Annotated in this window: 20 protein-coding genes; 11 read left to right on the top strand and 9 right to left on the bottom strand. The window is 64.6% G+C overall.

Annotated elements, in window-relative coordinates:
• Positions 1-76: 76 nt before the first annotated feature.
• Complete coding sequence (locus LB528_RS29605) at positions 77-670, bottom strand: TetR/AcrR family transcriptional regulator (protein ID WP_224717196.1); 594 nt, start codon at positions 668-670, stop codon at positions 77-79.
• Positions 671-992: 322 nt separating this feature from the next.
• Here LB528_RS29605 and LB528_RS29600 point away from each other — a divergent pair, with 322 nt between their 5' ends.
• From LB528_RS29600 to LB528_RS29590, 3 genes are read left to right on the top strand one after another with little or no spacing between them, the layout of a single operon-like run.
• Complete coding sequence (locus LB528_RS29600) at positions 993-1,550, top strand: (2Fe-2S)-binding protein (protein ID WP_224717195.1); 558 nt, start codon at positions 993-995, stop codon at positions 1,548-1,550.
• A complete protein-coding gene (locus LB528_RS29595; protein WP_224717194.1) occupies positions 1,547-2,530 on the top strand; it encodes an FAD binding domain-containing protein in 984 nt (327 codons plus the stop codon). Before LB528_RS29600 ends, LB528_RS29595 begins: the two co-directional genes overlap by 4 nt.
• Positions 2,527-4,821, top strand: coding sequence for a xanthine dehydrogenase family protein molybdopterin-binding subunit (locus LB528_RS29590; RefSeq protein ID WP_224717193.1), 2,295 nt, complete (start codon positions 2,527-2,529; stop codon positions 4,819-4,821). The genes LB528_RS29595 and LB528_RS29590 overlap by 4 nt, the downstream gene beginning before the upstream one ends.
• A gap of 206 nt (positions 4,822-5,027) precedes the next feature.
• On the opposite strand, the gene LB528_RS29585 is transcribed toward LB528_RS29590, so the two are convergent.
• Positions 5,028-5,714, bottom strand: a complete 687-nt coding sequence (locus LB528_RS29585; protein ID WP_224717192.1) for an outer membrane protein — start codon at positions 5,712-5,714, stop codon at positions 5,028-5,030.
• 251 nt (positions 5,715-5,965) lie between these two features.
• The gene (locus LB528_RS29580) at positions 5,966-7,138 is read right to left on the bottom strand and encodes a LuxR C-terminal-related transcriptional regulator (RefSeq protein ID WP_224717191.1); all 1,173 of its coding nucleotides are present in this window, start codon (positions 7,136-7,138) and stop codon (positions 5,966-5,968) included.
• Between the two features lie 182 nt (positions 7,139-7,320).
• On the opposite strand from LB528_RS29580, the gene LB528_RS29575 reads away from it, so the two are divergent.
• Positions 7,321-8,361 carry an AraC family transcriptional regulator gene (locus tag LB528_RS29575; RefSeq protein ID WP_224717190.1) on the top strand — a complete coding sequence of 347 codons (1,041 nt, stop codon included), beginning with the start codon at positions 7,321-7,323 and terminating at the stop codon, positions 8,359-8,361.
• 248 nt (positions 8,362-8,609) lie between these two features.
• Positions 8,610-8,741 (top strand): hypothetical protein, encoded by a 132-nt coding sequence (locus LB528_RS30355; RefSeq protein ID WP_263487536.1) that lies wholly within the window; start codon positions 8,610-8,612, stop codon positions 8,739-8,741.
• 42 nt (positions 8,742-8,783) lie between these two features.
• Here the strand turns inward: LB528_RS30355 and LB528_RS29570 are convergent, their stop codons facing one another.
• Both LB528_RS29570 and LB528_RS29565 read right to left on the bottom strand, forming a co-directional pair.
• Complete coding sequence (locus LB528_RS29570; protein ID WP_224717189.1) at positions 8,784-9,542, bottom strand: slipin family protein; 759 nt, start codon at positions 9,540-9,542, stop codon at positions 8,784-8,786.
• Positions 9,539-10,906: an NfeD family protein gene (locus LB528_RS29565; protein ID WP_224717188.1), complete on the bottom strand. Its 1,368-nt coding sequence runs from the start codon at positions 10,904-10,906 to the stop codon at positions 9,539-9,541. The genes LB528_RS29570 and LB528_RS29565 overlap by 4 nt, the downstream gene beginning before the upstream one ends.
• A gap of 101 nt (positions 10,907-11,007) precedes the next feature.
• Here LB528_RS29565 and LB528_RS29560 point away from each other — a divergent pair, with 101 nt between their 5' ends.
• Positions 11,008-11,151: a hypothetical protein gene (locus LB528_RS29560; protein ID WP_224717187.1), complete on the top strand. Its 144-nt coding sequence runs from the start codon at positions 11,008-11,010 to the stop codon at positions 11,149-11,151.
• A 98-nt stretch (positions 11,152-11,249) separates the two neighbouring features.
• Here the strand turns inward: LB528_RS29560 and LB528_RS29555 are convergent, their stop codons facing one another.
• The 3 genes from LB528_RS29555 to LB528_RS29545 form a co-directional block, all read right to left on the bottom strand.
• Entirely contained in the window at positions 11,250-11,555 is a 306-nt protein-coding gene (locus tag LB528_RS29555) for a hypothetical protein (protein WP_224513470.1), read from the bottom strand.
• 139 nt (positions 11,556-11,694) lie between these two features.
• Positions 11,695-11,889, bottom strand: coding sequence for a hypothetical protein (locus LB528_RS29550; RefSeq protein WP_224513469.1), 195 nt, complete (start codon positions 11,887-11,889; stop codon positions 11,695-11,697).
• A gap of 672 nt (positions 11,890-12,561) precedes the next feature.
• Positions 12,562-13,998 carry an MFS transporter gene (locus tag LB528_RS29545; RefSeq protein WP_224513468.1) on the bottom strand — a complete coding sequence of 479 codons (1,437 nt, stop codon included), beginning with the start codon at positions 13,996-13,998 and terminating at the stop codon, positions 12,562-12,564.
• A gap of 132 nt (positions 13,999-14,130) precedes the next feature.
• Between LB528_RS29545 and LB528_RS29540 the strand changes: the two genes are divergently transcribed.
• From LB528_RS29540 to LB528_RS29530, 3 genes are all read left to right on the top strand, one after another.
• The gene (locus LB528_RS29540; RefSeq protein ID WP_224513465.1) at positions 14,131-15,060 is read left to right on the top strand and encodes a LysR family transcriptional regulator; all 930 of its coding nucleotides are present in this window, start codon (positions 14,131-14,133) and stop codon (positions 15,058-15,060) included.
• 188 nt (positions 15,061-15,248) lie between these two features.
• The gene (locus LB528_RS29535; RefSeq protein WP_224513464.1) at positions 15,249-15,668 is read left to right on the top strand and encodes a hypothetical protein; all 420 of its coding nucleotides are present in this window, start codon (positions 15,249-15,251) and stop codon (positions 15,666-15,668) included.
• A 514-nt stretch (positions 15,669-16,182) separates the two neighbouring features.
• Positions 16,183-16,347 (top strand): hypothetical protein, encoded by a 165-nt coding sequence (locus tag LB528_RS29530; protein ID WP_224513462.1) that lies wholly within the window; start codon positions 16,183-16,185, stop codon positions 16,345-16,347.
• 72 nt (positions 16,348-16,419) lie between these two features.
• On the opposite strand, the gene LB528_RS29525 is transcribed toward LB528_RS29530, so the two are convergent.
• Positions 16,420-17,355, bottom strand: coding sequence for a hypothetical protein (locus LB528_RS29525; protein ID WP_224513460.1), 936 nt, complete (start codon positions 17,353-17,355; stop codon positions 16,420-16,422).
• A gap of 215 nt (positions 17,356-17,570) precedes the next feature.
• Here LB528_RS29525 and LB528_RS29520 point away from each other — a divergent pair, with 215 nt between their 5' ends.
• Together LB528_RS29520 and LB528_RS29515 are read left to right on the top strand one after the other, a co-directional pair.
• Complete coding sequence (locus LB528_RS29520; RefSeq protein WP_224513458.1) at positions 17,571-17,825, top strand: hypothetical protein; 255 nt, start codon at positions 17,571-17,573, stop codon at positions 17,823-17,825.
• A 278-nt stretch (positions 17,826-18,103) separates the two neighbouring features.
• Complete coding sequence (locus tag LB528_RS29515) at positions 18,104-20,104, top strand: acyltransferase family protein (RefSeq protein ID WP_224717186.1); 2,001 nt, start codon at positions 18,104-18,106, stop codon at positions 20,102-20,104.
• The last annotated feature ends 185 nt before the right edge of the window (positions 20,105-20,289 follow it).

The following is a 20,289-nucleotide window of genomic DNA, read 5'->3' as shown; positions in this document are numbered from 1 at the left end:
GAGGGTGGGTGGGTGATGCCGACCATGTAGGCCGTGGGTTGGTGAATGCCAGTCGGGGAGCCGTTGGATGGCAGCCTCAACCCCTCGCCCCGAAGCGCAACCCGTCCATCAGCAGCTTCACCAGACGCCCCGACCGCTCGCGCCAGTCGGGCGTGTTCGGCGCCGAGTAGATGCCGCCCAGCGCATGCATCACATCGGAGGCGTCGACGTCGGCGCGGATTTTGCCCGAGGCGGCTGCGGCCTCGATCAGGCCTCGCATCGCGCCTGAGACACGACCGGACGTGTCGGAGAACAGCGTCGAATTCGTGGTAAGCAGAATCCGCAAGCTGGTGGCGAGGCCGCGTTTGGTGGCGATGTAGTCGACGAAGCGCTGCATCCAGAGTTCGAGCGCGACATCGGCCGGATGCAGCTGAGCCAGTTCCCCGGCGGCGTGGCAGAGCCCTTCCACCTCACGGCGGTAAACCACCTCGACCAGATGCTCGCGGGTCGGGAAATGGCGGTAGAGCGTACCGATGCCGACCCCTGCCCGCCTGGCGATCTCCTCCAGCGAAGCGTCGACGCCGTCGCTCGCAAACATCTGTGCCGCCACCTCGACAAGCTTGTCGCGGTTGCGCTGCGCATCGGCGCGCAGCGGCCTTTGCACTGGCGCGTCTCGCGTCGCTTCAGTCATTTCCTGCTCGGGCACCTTTTTCTCCACCAAAGCAATATGGGGGGTTGAACCATGGCTGGCCAGACCCCAGTTAAATAAACGGAGGGACCTCCGCTTTAGTGGAGCGCCTTTATCATATAACCAGGGAAGCGGCGTGTCACGTGGAGAAGGATTGGAAGCGCACCCTGGCCGCTGGAGCAGGGCGCGGGAGCTGCCAATCTCCCTCTTGCGGGGGAGATCAGGCTCTCCGCCGACGGCGCCCTCGTCAAACGTTTGCCCTTGCCCCTCCCCCGCCAAGTCCCATTTCCATCCCTAGCGTCCAGCAATCGGAGCCCGACGCCCCATGACCAGCCAGATCATCATCGACCCTCCCGAAGACGGCCACTTCAGGAACGGTCTTGCCGCCAACGGTTCAACCCCTAGCCCCACTACGCTTTCTCTCCACCTCACCATCAACGGCCAGACCCACGCGCTCGACATCGAGCCGCGCGTGACGCTGCTCGACGCGCTACGCGAGCGGCTCCACCTCACCGGCACCAAGAAAGGCTGCGACCAGGGTCAGTGCGGCGCCTGCACAGTGCATGTCGACGGTGAACGGGTACTCGCCTGCCTGACCTTGGCCGCGCAGGTCGAGGGCCGCTCGATCACCACCATCGAGGGGCTCGCCGACGAGGACGGCACGCTGCACGCCGTGCAGGCCGCCTTCCTCGAACACGACGCCTTCCAGTGCGGTTATTGCACGCCGGGGCAGATCATGTCGGCGGTAGCCTGCATCCGCGAGGGCCATGCCGGCTCAGACGAGGAGATCCGCGAATACATGGCTGGCAATCTTTGTCGCTGCGGCGCCTATCCGAACATCGTCGCCGCCGTCCGCCAGGCCGCACAGGAGCTGCGCTCATGAGAGATTTTTCCTACTTCCGCGCCGACAATATAGAGGCCGCCCGCAACGCGGCCGCCCTTCCCGGCGCCATGCTGCTGGCCGGCGGCACGACACTGGTCGACCTCGCCAAATGCGGCGTCGCGGAACCCGCCACCGTCATCGACATCAGCCATATCGAAGGGCTCAAGGCCATCGATGCGAGCGCCGACCGCGCTTTGATCGGCGCGCTGGCAAAGATGAGCCATGTCGCCGACAATGCCGAGGTGAAGAGCTTCTTCCCCGCCGTCTCGGAAGCGCTCTGGCAGGCGGCGTCGGCGCAGCTGCGCAACATGGCGACGATCGGCGGCAACCTGATGCAGCGCACGCGCTGTCCCTATTTCCGTGATCCCGCCAACTTCCCGGCCTGCAACAAGCGCGAGCCGGGCAGCGGCTGCTCGGCGATCGGCGGCGTGACGCGCGGCCATGCCGTGCTTGGCGTGAGCGAGGCCTGCATCGCTACCTATCCGGGCGATCTCGCCGTAGCGCTCGTCGCCTTCGACGCCGAGGTCGATCTCGGCGAGCGCAAGCTCAAAGTCGAGGACTTCTTCCTGGCTCCTGGTGCGACAGCCGAGCAGGAGCACGACATCCGTCCGGGCGAAGTGATCACGGCAATCGAGATTCCCGGCTCGGCCGCGGCCAGACGCTCGACCTACATCAAGGTGCGCGACCGCCAGTCCTATGAATTCGCCGCGGCCAGCGCCGCGGTCGGGCTGGAGCTCGAAGGCGATGGCCGCACCATCCGCGACATCCGCGTCGCGCTCGGCGGCGTCGCGACGAAGCCGTGGCGGGCGCGCGCCGTCGAGGACGCGCTGAAGGGCAAAGCGCTCGACGAAGCGACGATCCATGAGGCGAGCGAGCTCGCCATGGAAGGCGCGGTCGACCATGGCGCCAACCACTACAAGATCGCATTGGCGCCGCGCGTGATCGCGCGCGCCATCCTCAAATTGGGAGAAACGGCATGACCGTCCATGACATGAAACACGCAGCGTCCGACAGCGCGCGCCTCGAAGCGGTCGGCGGACGCCTGTCGCGCGTCGACGGCCCCGCCAAGATCACCGGAGCGGCGCACTACGCCGTCGAGCAGAAGCTCGAAGGGCTTACGCATGCAGTGCTGGTCGGCGCAACCATCGCCGCGGGCAAGGTGACGGCAATCGACACGCGCGCGGCCGAGACCGCGCCCGGCGTGCTCGCCGTGCTGACGCCCGACACGATCATGGAACTGAAGGGCGCGTCGGACTGGTTCGGCAAGGCGCCGGCGCAGCCGACCTTCTCGCCGCTCGTGCGCGAGGTCACCTTCTCCGGCCAGCATGTCGCGGCCGTGGTGGCCGAGACGTTCGAGCAGGCCGTGGCGGCGGCCGCACTCGTCAAGGTTTGGTATGATGAGACACCTGCCATCGTCGACCTCAGCGACAGCAAGGCCGGCGACGGTATCCCGATTGAGGCCATGACCAAGGAATGGGGCGACGCTGAAGCCGCTTTCGCCGCGGCGCCGGTGCGCATCTGCGCGGCCTATAACACGCCGCGCGAATTCCAGGCGGCGATGGAGCCGCATGGGCTGATCGCGCGCTGGGAAGGCGACGAGCTGACCATCTGGGAACCCAGCCAGTGGCTGGACGGCATGGCGCGCACCTATGCCGAGTGGTTTTCGATCCCGTTCGAGAATGTGCGGCTGGTCTCGCCCTATATCGGCGGCGGCTTCGGCTCCAAGGCGCTGGCCCTGGCGCACAGCGCGGTGGCAGCGGCTGCCGCCAAGATGCTCGACCGGCCGGTGAAGCTGGTGCTCAACCGCCCGCAGAATTTTACGTCTTATGGCGGCCGCGCCGCGACGCGTCAGACCGTTGCGATCGGCGCCGAAAGGGATGGCAAGATCCAGTCCATCGTGCACCGCGGCGTCAACGAGACGGCTGTGGACGGCATGTGGGTCGAGCCGCTCGGTTCCGTCACCTCGATCATGTATGCCACGCCCAACTTCTCCTCGAAGCAGAATGTGGTGCGGGTGAACACGGTGGTGCCGGGGGCAAAGCGCGCGCCGGGCGAGAACCCGAGCGCTTTCGGCATCGAATGCGCCATCGACGAGCTCGCCCATGAGCTTGGGCTGGATCCGCTGGAGATCCGGCTGATCAACTATGCCGAACGGGATCCGCATGCGAGGAAGGCGTGGTCGACGCGCCAGTTGCGCGAAGCCTTTGCCGCCGGAGCCGAGGCCTTCGGCTGGGCGAAGCGCTCGCCCGCGCCGCGCTCGATGCGCGACCGCCACCAACTCATCGGCTGGGGCGTCGCCGCCGGCACTTATCCGGTGCGGCGCGCGCATGGCGAGGCGGTGGTGAAGATACTCGCCGACGGTTCGGTCGTGGTCGAAAGCTCCTCCATCGACATGGGCCAGGGCACCTACACGATCCTGGCGCAGACCGCCGCCGAAACGCTCGGCGTGCCGGTGGAGAATGTCACTGTGAAGCTCGGCGACTCGCATTTCGCCCGCGCCGGCGTTACCGGCGGCTCACGGCTTGCCGGCGTCATGACCGGCGCCGTCCACAAGGCTGCCGGCCAAGCGCTGGACGAGCTGATTGGGCTGGCGCTCTCCGACCCGCGCTCGCCCTTCCAGAAGCTGCAGGCGAATACGCTCTTCGTGCGGGACGGCCGCATCGCATCGCCACGCGGCGAAGGACCGGACTTGTCGATCGCCGAACTCATGAGCGCCGTCGGCCGCGACCACATCGAGACCAAGGGCGACACGCTGCCGGCCAGCACGACGCCGGACGAGCGCTACAAGAACTACACCACGATAGCCATGTCGATCCCGCACACCGAGGGCGACTATTCGCGCTATTCCTGGTGCGCGCATTTCGTCGAGGTGCGCGTCGACGAGGATTTCGGGACGGTGCGCGTGTCGCGCGTGGTGTCGGCGCTCGATTCCGGCCGGCTCTATAACCCCAAGCTGGCGGAGAGCCAGTGGAAGGGCGGCATCATCATGGGCATCGGCCAGGCGCTGCTGGAGGAAGGTATCGTCGACCGCCGCCACGGCCGCATCGTCAACGGCAATTTCGCGGACTACATGCTGCCTACCAATGCCGACATTCCCGACATCCAGACCATATCGGTCGGCATCCCCGACCCGCACTCCTCCGCCCTTGGGGGCAAGGGCGTGGGCGAACTGGCAATCGTCGGCATCGCGCCGGCGATTGCCAACGCTGTCTTCCACGCGACGGGAAAAAGAGTGCGCGATCTGCCGATCACGCTGGAGAAATTGATCTGAAGCGAGATTGGCAGCTTCGGCGCCGCCAATTCCACCTCACTTCGTATTGATCACAGAAGGGGCCGGCAGGTGTCGATGGTCGCGCCGACGAGCTCACCGGCCGAGCGCGCGTCGTCATCTTCTCGGCCCGCGCCGGCGGGCGAGAATGCGTTTACGGCACAAGCAAGACCCCGGCGCGAGGCCGGGGTTTTGTTCGGTCTGTCAGATCAGAACTTGTAGCTGAGGCCGACCCGGACATCATGCGTCTGGAGATCGACGTCCGCCACCGTGTTGATGCCATCCGATGCCGAGAGATCCTTAGTGCCGAAGTCGGAGTAGCTATATTCGACCCGAGCGATCCACCTGTCGGAAAAGGCGTGCTCAATGCCAGCTCCAACCGTCCAGCCAACATGGGTTTCGTCGTGGAGTAGCGTGCTGTCGCTGCCGGTAGTCCCAGTGATTTCGTACTTTGCCGCTGCTACGCCCGCAGTAATGTAAGGCAATGTCCGATAGAAGGCATAGCCAGCCCGCAGCCGCGCCGAGCCCGACCATTTGAGTTCGCTCTTGAGAAACGTGCTGCCGCCGGCGAATATCGTCAGTCCCTCTGCATTGCTGTACGCAAGGTCAGCCTCGGCACCGAGCACGAAGCGATTTGCCATTTCCTGATTGAAGCCGACATGGACGCCGCCAATGAAACCGTCCGAATCCATTTGGGTGACAACATCGGCACTCCCGCCGCCATAGTTGAAGACGGTAAGATCGGAGTTTGCCGCTGCGTAACCGAAGTGAACGCCAGCATAGAGACCGGACCAGTCATAGGCTGCGGCGACAGGCGAGGTTTCGTTGATGTCCGCCGCGGACGCCATGCCGACAGGCGCGAGAATGAAGGCTGTAGCGAGAAGAACCGTTTTCACTGTTTGCTATCCCAATGTTGCTTCCCCAGCCGCGAAATGCTCGGCGGCGATCCGGGGGGTCGTCGAGGTTTTGCATTGTTCGCAGCCCGCGTCTTGGGCTGGACCGCACCTGAATTGTCCTGGAGAGCGCCGCAACGCTTTCCCGGTCGGTGTGGCCATACAGCCTCAGTCGATTGCCGGTCTGGACGCGGCGTTTGGGCGTGAGTCTACCTGGCGCCACCCGGCGTCACGAGGAATTCGGCACGGCCAGCTCAGCGGCGAGCGGCAGCCTGATAAGTCACGAAAGGCATGCCTATGTCCGAAATCAGTTTGACGAGATCGGCTTGGCGCCTCGTGCCGGTCTTGGCGAATATCCGGTTGAGATGTGTCTTCAAAGTGTTTTCACTGATGCCGAGCGATGAGGCGCTCCTAGACGCGGGCAATCCGCTGCCGATCCGCAGGAGGACCCGGGCCTCCGCGGGAGTAAGGTCGAATAGTGTCGTGAGAACGGCCTCCGGCAGCGGAGAAGAGGAGGTCGTGGTGGACACGAAGACGGCAGCACAAGCGGGCCGGAAAGCCGCGCGCGCGGTTCCTTCGGTCAGCGGCAACACATAGGCTACGGCGGGCGGTTGACCCGGCGCTGAAACGGGCAGCCCTATGCCGCGAGAGCCAAGCGAAGCATCTGCGCCGGCAGCGCTGGCTAATGCTTCCGCCAAAGCGCGGGCGACCACCGGATTCTGCGGTTGGAGCAAGCCCTTCCTGGAAAGAATGGGACCCTGCCCGGAAAACATCCGGTCGGCAGCCCCATTCGCATGGAGGATTGCTCCGTCGGCGCCGGCAAAAACGATAGGCACGGCGAGATAGTCGAGCGCTTCGCGATAGAAATTGGCGGAAATGCGGGTTTGATCGAGCAGATCTCCAATCAGGGAAGCGCGGCGCAGATGCGGCGAGAGCAATGCCAGGAACCGCTGCTCTTCAACGGTTATGATACTCCTGTTGGCACGGGTGGTGCAGCCCATGAGCCCAATCCGATCCGGCGTGTGAACGAATTTGGTGATGCAAGCCTCGCGCAATCCCTGTGGCCTGGCCCAATTCTGGAAGAACGGCGTTTGCTGGAGCTCGGCTTCGCTCATATGCGACAGCGTCGCAACAGGCGTGTCGATGTCGCCAACGACCGCGGCCTTCAATCCGGGAATTTCGTCAAAGTCATAATCTTCCTGGAGCGCGCGCATTTGCAGCGGATCCCAAGCTGATTGAGCCGCGAAACGGCCCTGATTGTCAGCAGTGCTGGCCAGCGCGACAGTGGTATAGGCAGCGTCGACAGCTTCGGTGACCCGGGTCATCACTCCGGTCCAGCCTTCCGGATTCAAAACGCAATCATAAATTTCACCGATAATCGAATAAAGCGCTTCGCTGCCCAGTCTCTCCACCACGCCCCCTGACATGCCCTGCCCTGCATGAGGGACGAGCGAAAAAAGATGAATACAGCAACAAATTGACAGCCGCCGGCGCAAAAAACGCCGATCCCGGCTGGAAGGATTTCGCGACGTCATACTTTGGGGTGACGCCACGCGTGGTTGAACTCGACTAAAGGGTCTAATGCGATCGGTCGAACGCCGAGCGATCAATGTCGCTTGTTATGCCCGGATTGGAAAGCATCGCGTTCGACAATTTTTTCAAGCTGGAGTTTTTTCGAGGTGTTCGATTGTCGCGAAAGACGGTGTTTTCATCGGCTCAGTTGCCCTCGCATCTTAATGAACGCGATCGATTTTCCCTCTGGCAGGACATCCATGTCGCGGAGATATGGTCGGTTGAATACGGCATATCCGCAGACCTGCCTTTCGAGGCAGCGATCGAAGCCACGGCTGTCGGATCACTGGTTCTCGGCCAGATGTCCGGAACGATCAGGCATGCGACGAGGAAAGCAAGCAACATTGCCGACGACGGCAATGACGGATATCTCCTGCTGATCAACAAGGCCGACACCGTTTTGACCGGGGCGCAGGTCGGCCGCGAGTACGGCGTCGGCAAGGGAGAAGCGGTCCTGGTCACGGCATCGGAAGCACTGAAAATGGTTGGTGCCGACCGGAATGTGTGGGCGAACGTGGTGGTCCCACGCTCCGTCCTCAAACAGGCCTTCCCGCAGATCGATGACAGGCTGGCGTTGAAGATCGGCGCCGAAAACGAGGCTCTCGATCTTCTCACGCGTTATTGCCAACTTCTCGAGACCGGCCGCCCCCTCGTCTCGGCCGATCTAATAACACATGCAACGGAAACGATTGTCGATTTGATCGGCCTGGTCACCGGCGCAAAAGGTCAGGCCGCCGAAATGGCGGGCCTGCGCGGCCTGCGAGCGGCTAGGTTGCGGGCAATCTTGGCGAAGATCGCAGAGAATTTTGCCGACCCCGGCATCTCAGCGCAAGGCGTTGCACAAGAACTCGCCCTGTCAGCGCGCTATGTTCACGATCTCCTTCAGGAGACAGGTATCAGCTTCTCCGAGCGCGTCCTCGAACTGCGCTTGCAGAGCGCTCATAAGATGCTCGTGCAGAGACACAATGACAACATGCGGGTCAGCGACATTGCCATGATGAGCGGGTTCAGCGACGTGTCCTATTTCAATCGCTGCTTCCGGCGTCGCTTCGGCTATACGCCGACGAGCGCCCGATAGATGCGGACGGCTCCGGCAATGGCCAGGCGACGCGATTCCCGTTCCCTCTGCGCCGAGGCAATAGGCGACGCTGACGCGATCGATGATACAGAACCACCAAGACGCGCAGAAAGTCCATGGCACTTCTCTCCAGTCCAATTCCGGAGCTTCGCCTCCGCCGGCAACGCCGCGGACGGAACTCGACCGCTATCACCGCGTTTTAGGGCTCCACGAAATGGAGAAGGACATGGCAAGCGCAGCTGCTGGCGATGCTGCGCGGCAAGGGCGAGGTGACGGTTTCGGCCGACAAATACGGCACGGCGAGCTTTCCGCTGAAAGGCTCGGGCTGCGATCGGCAAGGTGCTGGCAGAATGCGCAAGGGTTCCGGCGGCGAGGCGTGATTGACTCTGCGGCCGAAGGAAGAGACCGGCAGCGTCAATGCCTCACTTGCCCTGCTCCTTCATGAACTGCCCGAGCAGTTCCACCGGCAGCGGAAATACCACCGTGGACGAGCGCTCGCCGGCGATATCGTGCAGGGCCTCGAAATAGCGCAACTGCATGGCTTGCGGCTCGGCCGCAAGCATGCGGCCGGCCTCGACCAGCTTCGCCGCCGCCTGCTGCTCGCCGTCGGCGTTGATCACCTTGGCGCGGCGCAGCCGCTCGGCCTCGGCCTGCTTTGCGATGGCGCGGATCATGCTCTCGTTCAGGTCGACATGCTTGATCTCGACATTGGAGACCTTGATGCCCCAGGCATCGGTGCGCTGGTCGAGGATCTCCTGGATGTCGCTGTTGAGTTTGTCGCGTTCGGCCAGCATCTCGTCGAGCTCGTGCTTGCCGAGCACCGAGCGCAGCGTGGTCTGCGCCAGCTGGTTGGTGGCGGCCATGAAGTCCTCGACCTGGATGATTGCCCGCTCGGCGTCGACGATGCGGAAATAGAGCACGGCGTTGACCTTGACCGAAACATTGTCGCGCGAGATGACATCCTGCGGCGGCACGTCCTGCACCACCACGCGCAGGTCGACACGCACCATCTGCTGGACGAAAGGGATGAGGATGATGAGGCCGGGTCCCTTGACCCCGGTGAAGCGGCCGAGCGTGAAGACCACGCCTCGTTCATATTCCCTCAGGATGCGGATGGCCGCCGACAGGAAGATGATCACCAGCAGCGCAACGATGAGATAGGCCACGTAACCGACCATCATTTTACTCCGTTGTTGCTCGTATCGCGGCGCCGCACGGTCAGCACCAGGTCGCTGACGTCAGTCACCTCAACGCTGTCGCCGGGTGCGACGGGTTCGTCGGCTCTCGCCCGCCAACGCTCGCCCAAAGCCAGCACATGGCCCTCGCCGCCCTGCCAGTCGACGATCTCGACGGGCAGGCCGCGCATCGCCTCGCCGCCGACGCGCGGCGGGTTCCTGCGCGCCGCCCAGACATAGGTTCCGGTGAGCAACGCCAGCCCGAGCGTCAGCACGGCGGCGGGGCCGATGACCGCCCACGACACGGCAAAGCCCGGCCCTTCGACCCTGAGCAGCATGGCCGAGCCGAGCAGGAAAGCGGCGACGCCGCCCAGCCCCAGCACCACGGTGGGGTTGAACGCCTCGATGATGAGGAAAGCGATGCCGAGCAGCATCAGCGCCAGGCCGGTATAGTTGATCGGCAAGAGGTTGAGCGCATAGAGCCCGAGCACCAGGCAGATGGTGCCAATGACGCCAGGCGCCACGGCGCCCGGGCTGGCGAACTCGAAGACAAGGCCATAGACGCCGACCAGCATCAAGATGACGGCGGTGTTCGGGTCGGTGATGACGGAGAGCAGCCGTATGAACCAGCCAGGCTCCAGCGTCTCGACCGGCAGCCCTTTCGTCGCCAGCACCTTCTTGGCGCCGGCAACATCGACGGTGCGCCCGTCGGCAAGCTGCAGCAACTCGGTAGTGTCGCGGGCGACGAAGTCGATGACATGCTCCTGCAGGGCGGCGTTGGCCGACAAGCTTGCTGCCTCGCGCACCGCCTTCTCGCCCCAGTCGCCGTTGCGGCCGCGCATCTCGGCGAGCGAGCGGATGAGCGCGACCGCGTCATTGGTCACCTTGGCCATCATCTCGTCGCCGGCCGGCCGGTCGGTGACGCCCTTCTGGCTTTTGTCCTTGTCGCCGCCTGGAAGCGACGGCAGCCCGCCTATCTCGACCGGCGTCGCCGCGCCTAGATTGGTGCCCGGCGCCATCGCCGCGACATGGGTGGCGTAAAGAATGTAGGTGCCGGCGCTCGCCGCATGGCCGCCGGCCGGCGCGACATAGCCGATAACGGGCACGGGCGAGGCCAGGATGTCGGCGATCATCTCGCGCATCGAGGTGACCAGGCCGCCCGGCGTGTTGAGCTGAAGGATGAGCACTTCGGCGTTGCGTTCAGCAGCAGTGTCGAGCGCCTCCTCGAGCTGCCTGGTGCTCGCCGGCCCTATAGCGCCGTCAATAGCAACGCTCAGTGCGATCTTCCCGCCCTCGGTCGAGGAGACGGAAGAGACGGCAGCCGCTGCCACCAGGGCAGCGGCGAGAAGGGCCACCCGCGCGAAGGTCACGCTCAAAGCTCCATGGCCTCAAATATGGGTTGTGTCGTGGCGAAGTCCAATGGGCGTCGAAGGGCACCCTGCGCCGAACGGCGGCGCTGCGGTTGCGCGCCATGAATACGGTCTACGAGACCATCAGGGCGCGCGAGACCAGCAGGGAGCGCGGCGGCACCATCCTGACCCCGACCGGGCCGCTGGACAGCCTCAACCGGACGGCAGCCCTGGTCCAGGCCGGCGTACTTAAATGCGCGGCGTAGGTAGAGGGACTACGGTGCCTCCAAGGCATGAAAAATCCGGTCCGGCTCGAGCGTCATGGCGCATGTGCAGGACCGGATTTTTTATGACAGATGGTGTCTCAATAGTCGGAGCTACCCTCGACGACCACCGGCCGATGATGATGCCGGTGAATGGAACTCGTAACGACGACCGTGTCGCGGCGGTGATGGCGGTGACGCCAGCCGCGCTCGCCATTGTCATAGAAGGCGACGGTGCCGTGATGGCGATGGTGCAGACGATGGCCCTCGTCATTTATAACGACTGCCGGCCGATGGTGATAATGATGCCTGTGATGTGTCCTGATGACGACATCGGCCTCGGCCGCCGAAGCGACGGCGGGTGCGGCGACGCAGAGCGCCAAGGCAGCGAGAAGCACTGTTTTCATTGCTTTAATCCTAATTCCTGCAGCATCCCTTCGCCGGGGTAAACCGCTGCCTGTCGCTTTGGTTCCAGCACGATCTGCGCTTGGAACCGGCGCGGAGCGTGAGCGGCGGCAGCCAGTCGAACTCCGCCGAGAGCCGAGCTCAACTTTCGCGTCGGCGACAAAGCGCCAGATAGCTGAGGTAGGTCCTAGCTGCGGCATCGCAGGCGCGCCGCCCCGGGCCGTTCGCCTCGATCATCGTCTTGGCGAGCCGGTGGGACAGGCCGTATTTGCGGGCGAAGAACACCGTCTCATATGGCTGGTCTTCCAGATCGTCCACGGGTTTATCGAGGCTCATAACAGCTCCAGTTCAGTGCGCGAAACATCAGCGCGCTGGCAATGCGAGGCCGTTGTTTTGGTTGCTGCACACGGGCTTCTTTTCTGCCGTTTGCGACTTCAGTCCGACCAGGCTTTCAGACCCTCGCCTGACCGGCGGAACGAAGGCTTTCGGCGCTCGTTTGCCGACGTGGGGTTTCAGCACGGCAACAGGAGCATCGACATGAATGACGACAGAAACAGTGTTCTGGAGGCACGCTGGCTGCTTGCCGTGCCGGCCTCGATGCTGCTTACCGTGCTCATAGCCGGCTTCCTGCTTGGGTAGGCGGCTGATGAACCGCCTGCCTTTTCTTGCCGCCGACTTCCTGTCACCTCCGTCCAACTTCTATGCCATGCTTGCCGCGATGGCTGCGTCCACGCCGCGCGAGACGCGCAACGACCTGGCCGCTTGAGCATGCCTAGCCACAGGAAATCACGTCAAAGCCAACGCAGTTGGAAACAGAGGCCGAGCGCCGGGTGGCCAGCGTTGCCAGGCACGATGAGTGAGGCCGGTGCCGCAGAGGCGGGGTTCGTTGGGGTAGCTGAGGCACCGGCCGAAGGCGGAATGGGCACCGCCGGCTGGCGAGAATAGGGCTCCCACATCGAGCCGGAATTGCGTGATCGCGGAAGCACCTGATCTTCCGTTAGTGCGAGACTACGCGCTGCGCCCTCTCCGCCAACCACCAGCTACCGCAATAACCGTTGCGACCAGCACCAGTCCCGCGGCGATGACGAAGGTGAACTCCATACCGTGCGCGACGGCGGCCGGCGCCGCCGCCGCGACATTCCCTGTCCCCATGGCGAAGGCGAACAGGGCGCCCATCACCGCCGTGCCGGTGACGAGGCCGAGATTGCGCGAGAGGCTCAGCATGCCTGACACCACGCCGCGCTCGCTCCTGTCGACATCGGCCATGACGGCGGTGTTGTTGGCCGCTTGGAAGAGCTGGTAGCCGGGCGTGAGCAGGATGATCGCCGCCGCATAGCCGGCAACGCCGAAGAGGCCTGGCAATGCGGCGAGCGCGACGCAGCCGGCGACCATCACGATCAGGCCGGCAACGACCATCGCCGCCGCGCCGAGGCGGTCGACGACGCGCCCGGCAATGACGCCGCACAATGCCGAGACGACCGGGCCGATCGATAGAACAGCGCCCGTCGTCGCGGCGCCGAGGCCCAGCGCGCGCGACAGGAAGAACGGACCGACGATCAGCGTGGCCATCATCACCGTCGAGACCAGCGCGTTCATGGCGAGGCCTGGCGCCAGCACCGGATCGCGTAACAGTGCGAGCTTGACCAGCGGCGACGCCACCCTGGCCTCGGCGACAATGAACAGCGCCGCGCCAACAATTGCCCCGCCGAGCAGCGCCACGTTCAGGCCGCCGAAATGGCCGCGCCCCATGGTCATGGACAACGCGTAAGCGGCAAGCGTGGCGGCGAACAGCAGCGTGCCAAGCGTATCGAAGCGGCCCCTCGCCTCCCCATGAAAGGCTCGCATCGCTGTTGCTTCGCCCGCTGGCAGGAAGCGCCAGGCGGCAAGCAGCGCAACGGCGCCGAGCCCGGCACTGACCAGGAAGATCGAGCGCCAGCCAAGCGCGGCGACCAGCACGCCGCCGAGCGAAGGCCCGAGCGCCGTGCCGATCGCCGACATGGTCCCGAGCAGACCCATGGCGCTGCCGGTGCGCTCCTTCGGCACCGTCTCGCCGACGAAAGCGATCGTCAGCGCCATCATCACGGCAGCGCCCAGGCCTTGCACAGCGCGCGCGGCGATCAGCAGCGCCAGCGACGGCGCGAGTGATGCGGCAAACGAGGCGGCGCTGAACAGCGCGAGGCCGGCGATGAGCAGCGGCCTGCGGCCGACCAGATCGCCGAGGCGCCCGACGCTGACGATGAGCATCGTGATGGCGAGCAGATAGGCGAGCACTACCCATTGCACCGCCGCAAACGACGCGGCGAGGGCCACGCTCAGCGTCGGCAGCGCGACATTGGCGATGCTGGTGCCGAGCGAGGAGACGAGCATGGCAAGCGACAGGCTGGCCAACGCGCCCGCCGTCGAATGGCGCAGGCGCGCGGCGCGGGTTTCAGCAATGTCGGCCATGATTTCTTCTCCGTTGGTTGAACTTGCCGGGAAGATAAGCGTGGGCGTGACATGGCGGAACGCGCAGCATTTGCACTTGAATAGTGCATCAGACGCCATGTCGCTTTGGCGGATCCGTGCTATGGTTTCGCCATGTCGGGACCCGATCTCAACCTGCTCGCCACTCTGGATGTGCTGCTTGCCGAAGGCAGCGTCGCCCGAGCCGCGCGACGCCTGAAACTCAGCCCTTCGGCGATGAGCCGGGCTCTGGCGAGGCTGCGCACGGCGACCGGCGATCCGCTTCTGGTGCGCGCCGGGCGCGGCCTGGTGCCGACGCCGCGCGCCGTCGAGCTCGGCGCTGAGGTCGGGCGACTAGTGAGGGAGGCGGAAGCGGTGCTGCGGCCCGCCGAGCGGCTCGACCTTGCGCGGCTTGACCGCAGCTTCACGCTCCGCAACAGCGACGGTTTCGTCGAGAATTTCGGCCCGGCGCTGCTGGCCCGTGTGGCCGAGGAAGCGCCGGGCGTGCAATTGCGCTTCGTGCCCAAGCCCGACAAGGACAGCGGCCCGATGCGCGAGGGCGCGGTCGATCTGGAGACCGGCGTGGTCGGCGGTTCGACGGGCCCGGAGGTGCGCGCGCAGGCGCTGTTCCGCGACCGCTTCGTCGGCGTCGTGCGCGCCGGCCATCCGTTAAGCGAAGGCCGTATCACCGCCGCCCGCTTCGCCGCCGCCCGGCACATACTGATCTCTCGCCGCGGCCTCGACCGCGGCCCGGTAGACGACGCCTTGGAGCTCGCCGGACTGACGCGAAAGGTTGCGACCGTGGTCGGCGGCTTTGCCGAAGCGCTGGCATTGGCGCGCGGCTCCGACCTCATCGCCACCGTGCCGGAGCGCTATACCGGCACCCTGCGCGACGGGCTGTTCACCTTCACGCTGCCGGTAAAGCTCGCCGCGCTGACCATCTCGCTCTTGTGGCATCCGAGGCTCGAGGTCGATCCGGCGCATCGCTGGCTGCGCGGGCTGGTGAAAGAGGTGTGTCGCCTTCCCTTTCCGCCACTTCACCGGGACGAGAAACCCATGCCCTGAAAAGCCGGCGCCGGAAATGTGTTCGAATGCGAGAAGCAGGTAGCGTCGAACGGCAGTGCTATCTCGTTGGCGCATTTCGCGACAATTGCCCTGGACAACAGGTTTCCTGCCAGCCTGCAACGGAACCGGCCTGCGCGGCTACGGGATGCTGCGCGAGAAGCGAAACGGCGGGCGCCCTGGAAACGGGCATGAAAACCTATCGCGTCGAGGAGATAAACGGCGAAGCCGTCGTCGCGGTCCATTCGATAGAAGCCAAGACACCTTTCGAGGCGGCTGAGAAGGCGCTTGGCCAGAAAGTCACCTTGCGCGCCGGCGCCGACAGATGGGTGCGTGTGGTCGATCTTACCGAGCGGCCGCGGCCGGTGAGGCTCAGGCCCGCGATTTTCGAATTCAAGGCGGTCGGACAAGGAAATAGCGACCGCTTTTGCTCCGTGGCGCTTAGGCGCCGGCGGCGCCCATCAGCGCTGCAACCAAGGTCGCCAGAAAGACAAGCAGCCCCAATGGGACCCGATCCAGCCATGACCGCCGTCTGGCAAGAACTTCGAACAACCAATTGGTCATCGCAACTTCCCCCATTCGCTGGCGACATTCTATCACATCTTTCATGAGCGGATCACAGATGCGCCGGATGCCGCTTTCAAGGACCCCGTCGTCGCCAGGCGCCGGTGCTGCGCTGCCGAATTACACCCAAAAAAAGTCGAGGCCGAAGAGGCAGGCCGGCCGGCGAAAAATCAGCTTGTTCAAGCGGATAAGCATATGTGTACGGCGCGGCCTGCGGCCATCGGAAAGGCCCGGAATTCCGCCATTCAGAGCTTCTCGGCGGGGCTCTGGCATGGCTGCAAACGCATGCTTCGGGCACCAAAAGACGACTAAAAAGGCGCTCCCAAGCGGTTGCCGGCAGCGTTGACAGGACACCGCCCGAATGGCAATCCGCAACCGCTGGTCACGCCATGACCGTTGCTGTTGGGGACGGACGGGGTTTCAGCAGCTTGGCGGCGGCGCCGGACGGGCGGGCACCTTCGAAGTGTGCCGCCCGCTCCTGGCCGGGCAACGTTTCCAGCTTATAAGAACAGCTCGCTTAAACAAATCGAGCCTGCTTTTGCGTTCTGAAATTCTCAGAACGTGAAGCCGGAGGACGGCAAGGCCGCAGTCACCGCCGAAAGCCTGTCACGTCTGGCCAGCGTCGGTTTGCAATATGGCTTCTTCATCGGCTGTCTCGACCCGGTCGAAGGCAAGATCAGGACAGCAACTATGCTCCGCGTGCTCCACGTCAAGCGACGAGAGTGAGGCGACCAGCCATCAAGCGGAAGAAATTTGACTGGCGAGCCGATCGGCGCATCAGCCAGCTAAGGCGAAGCGTCAGCCGGCGTGCCGCAGCCATTGGCGGTCGAACACGTCAAGGATGGCGCGGAACTCGGCCGGCGGGATCTGGCCGACGTCGCCTTCGCCGTCGGCTCCCAGGAACCGGCCGACCAGCCGGTCGACAGTTTCCGGATGCTCTATCGCTGTGCCGAGCGCCGCCAGGTCGGCTGCGATCGACCCCTGCGGAAGCAGATATCCTCCCCATGCTGGGGCGCCAGGCACCGGATCGCGCAGGCGCACCATGAGGATCCTGGTGAACGAGGGCTGCGCCTCCGGGCCGATGATGGCTGTGCCACACATATAGCCGCCGAGCACGCTACCCGGCTGTGACTGGGGGAACAGGCTGAAGAAGAACTGGGCGTCGCCGCCGACCTCCCTGACATGGACGTACAGGCCGCGCTTCGCGGGCGTCACGGGGCCGCCCAGAACGAGCTGGCCGGTCGGCAAGGCCTCGCGGTAATGGGCGGTGAGGCCGTGCACGCCCGGTCCCGCTTCGATCGACAGGCTACCCTTGATAAGCTGACCGCGATAGTAGGGCGACCAGGCGCGCGAATAGCAGGCATAGCTTCCGATCAGCGCGATGCTCTGGGCGCGGTCGTCATGCGCAGAGGCTGCCTCGAACTGCTGCGCGGCGAGCCGTTCGAGCGCGCCCCGGTCCTTACCGTGACGGGCGCAGACGGTGGCGGTGAAGCTCGGCAGATCGCTTTCAGCGATCCACACGCCCGGCTGCTCCAGCTGCAGCAGCTTTGCCCAGTCCTCGTAGACGCTGAGCTCGCGCGGATGAGCCCGACCCTGCAGCCACTTGTCGGCGCGGCCGATATCGAATGCCGTTCTGGGATTGACGGCGCGGAACGCCGCCGCGAGATCTTTTCGGGTCACCGTCCCCAGCAAAGCCGAAGTCAGCCTTAATTTTTGCGCGATGTGCTGCGCCATGCCACAAACCCCTCGGCGCCTTTCGCCGCCAGAGCGTCTCGGCGCGTGGCGGGAATAGACGAATTGCCCACGATTCATTCAGCACGCCGGCAAACATCTCCGTTGCCGTATGCTTATTTCCATTTCCTAATATCACAGGAAATCCAGAGAATTCCACAGCCTTCCACGCACGCCGTCTTTGCGACCTGGCGACCGGCGCTAGGGTCCGCATCGGGATGAATACGTTCGGGATGAATACAGGGGAGATCATGAAACTCGTTTTATCCGCGCTCCTCGTTGCGGTTGCGCTGTCGCAAGCCGCCGAGGCCAAAACAAAAAAACCGCTGACCGAGACAAAGACCTGCAACGAGAAAAGTCGGCCGCTGCTCGATAAGACGGCCACCGGGGGCATCGTGCCCTCGGCGCCCCTGACATCGAAGAACGCCGATCCGGGCCAAGCCTATCCGCAGCCGCTGGACCTTCACTTCTAGAGCAATTCGGGGAACTGCGCTCGGCGGTCAACCGCATAAGACAAAGTAGCCGTTCCGGTGGCCCTTTAGGTTGTTCACCATACGGGGATTGTCGGGTAACGGCCGGAGGGCGGAACCAACAGCCTGAGAGCCGGGCTCGGCCGGCGCCGGCCCAGCCATCCGCGGCCATCCTCCCCTTATGTTGCACTGCGTTAGATTTGTTGCATTGCGATATGAGCCCGCAGGCGCAAGTTTTCCCCCAGGCGGGATACGAACGAACGTTGCGAGGTTCGTGTTTCGTGTCAGCATCGGCGCAGGATTTCCGACCCGACATAGAAGGGTTACGGGCGCTGGCCGTGGCGGGCGTGGTCGCCTTCCATTTCGGCCTGACCGCGCTGCCCGGCGGCTTTGCCGGGGTCGACATCTTCTTCGTCATCTCGGGCTATCTGATCACCCGCCATCTCGTCGCCGAAATCTCCGAAACCGGCCGGCTTGACCTGTTGCGTTTTTATGCCCGGCGCGCGCGGCGGCTGCTGCCAGCGGCGCTTTTCGTCATCGCCGCAACGCTTGCCGCGGGCGCGATCATCCTGTCGCCGGAGGAGCAGGCACTCTATTCCAAGGGCGCGATGTTCGCCTCCGCTTATATGATCAATCTGTGGCTTATCCGCTGGTCGTTCGACTATTTCGCCAATGACGCCACGAGCAATCCGTTCATCCACTATTGGTCGCTGTCGGTCGAGGAGCAATTCTATCTGGCCTGGCCGGCGCTGCTGATGCTGGCCGCCTGGGTGAAGCCCGGCAAGCGCGCCATCATGGTCGCGATCTCCGCTACTGGCCTCGCTTCCTTTGTTCTCTGCGCCTGGGTGACGAGCGTATCGCAGCCCTGGGCCTTCTACTTTTCGCCGCTGCGCGCATGGGAATTTGCCGCCGGCGGCCTCGCATCGATGGTGCCCGCGCGGCTGTTGCACGAACGCCCGCGGCTGGGGCGGGCGTTGAGCCTGACCGGACTGGCGATGATCGGGGTCGCCTATCTCACCTTCAGCGAGGACGCTCCCTTCCCCGGCTTTCTGGCGCTTCTGCCTGTGGTCGGTACGGTCCTTCTGCTCAAGGCGGGAGCGGCCGGCGCCAGGGACGGCACTCCTCGTTTGCGCAATTCCAAACGGAACTGCGTGAACGCCGCCCTGGCGCTGCCGCCTTTGCAATGGATCGGCAGGCTCTCCTATTCGCTCTATCTCTGGCATTGGCCGGTCATTGTCTATGCCGGCATGCTGGCGCCGGAGCTGACACCCGCCGAGCGGCTCTACTGCCTTGCGCTGACCCTCGCGCTGTCCATCCTCAGCTATCACCTCATCGAGAACCCGATCCGTCGCAGCGGCTGGCTGATGGCCGATGCGGCGCGGGCGCTGGTGCCGGCCCTCCTCCTGACCGGCACCGGCGTCGCAGCCGCTTACGGCAATGCGAGGCTCGCCGTGCACGACCTCGATCCGGAGCAGCGCATCATCGCGGCGAGTGCCGCGGAACCTTCCACGGCCCGCGCCAGGGCGGGCTGCGTGCAGGACTATGAGACGGTGACGCCGACCCCTTGTGTGTTCGGCGACGGCAGGCGCACTATCGCCCTGTTCGGCGATTCCCACGCCGACCACTGGTCGACGCCGCTGATCGAGGCGGGCCGGAAAAACGGTTACCGGGTGGTGACCTGGCTGAAGAATTCCTGCCGCGCCTCGCGCATCAGCGTCTGGTCATCCGAGCTCAAGCGCGCCTACTCGGAATGCGACCGCTGGCGCGAGCAGGCGATCACGGAGATCATTGGGGCAAGGCCGGCGCTGGTGGTCATCTCGGAGCTGGCGCTGACCAGCGGACGCAAGATGGCGGGCGGCGGAGGCGGAGGCGATACGGACAGCCAGGACGCCGACTGGCGGGCCGGCCTGCGCTCCACGCTCACCAGCCTGAGCCAGGCCGGCCTCAAGGTCGCCTTCATCCGCGACGTGCCGTTCAACAACGCGAATGTCGACACCTGCGTGGCGCGGGCGCTTTGGCGGAACGAAAGGCCCTCGCGCTGCGACCAGACGCGGGCCTATGCCGCCAACGACAAGATGGCCAGGTTGGAACGCGAGATCGTAACCAGCGTCCCCAACGCGTCCTATGTCGACCTCACCGACCGCTTCTGCAGCGCTACCACCTGCCACGTCTTCATCGACGGCAAGCTCGCCTTCCGCGACCAGCACCATATGGCGACGCCCTTCGCGAAATCGTTGGAGCCGGAGGTGGAAAAAAGGGTGATTTCGAAAGTGGGGCGGTAGCGGCGCCCACTCCTTCGTCATGCTTGACCCGAGGATGAGGACCGGAGGGGCGTCGGCGCTTCACGCGCGGCGACCCCCTCTGTCGCCTTCGGCGACATCTCCCCCTCGAGGGCATAGGCGCTAAGATAGGTATTGCGGCGCGGAATCGGTTGTGATTCTACGCTGGAGATGACACACGAATCGCT

Source organism: Mesorhizobium sp. CA4 (assembly GCF_020165075.1).
Taxonomy (GTDB): Bacteria; Pseudomonadota; Alphaproteobacteria; order Rhizobiales; family Rhizobiaceae; genus Mesorhizobium.
The sequence above is the reverse complement of the archived record's forward strand: the minus strand, read 5'-3'. Positions and strand labels throughout refer to the sequence as shown.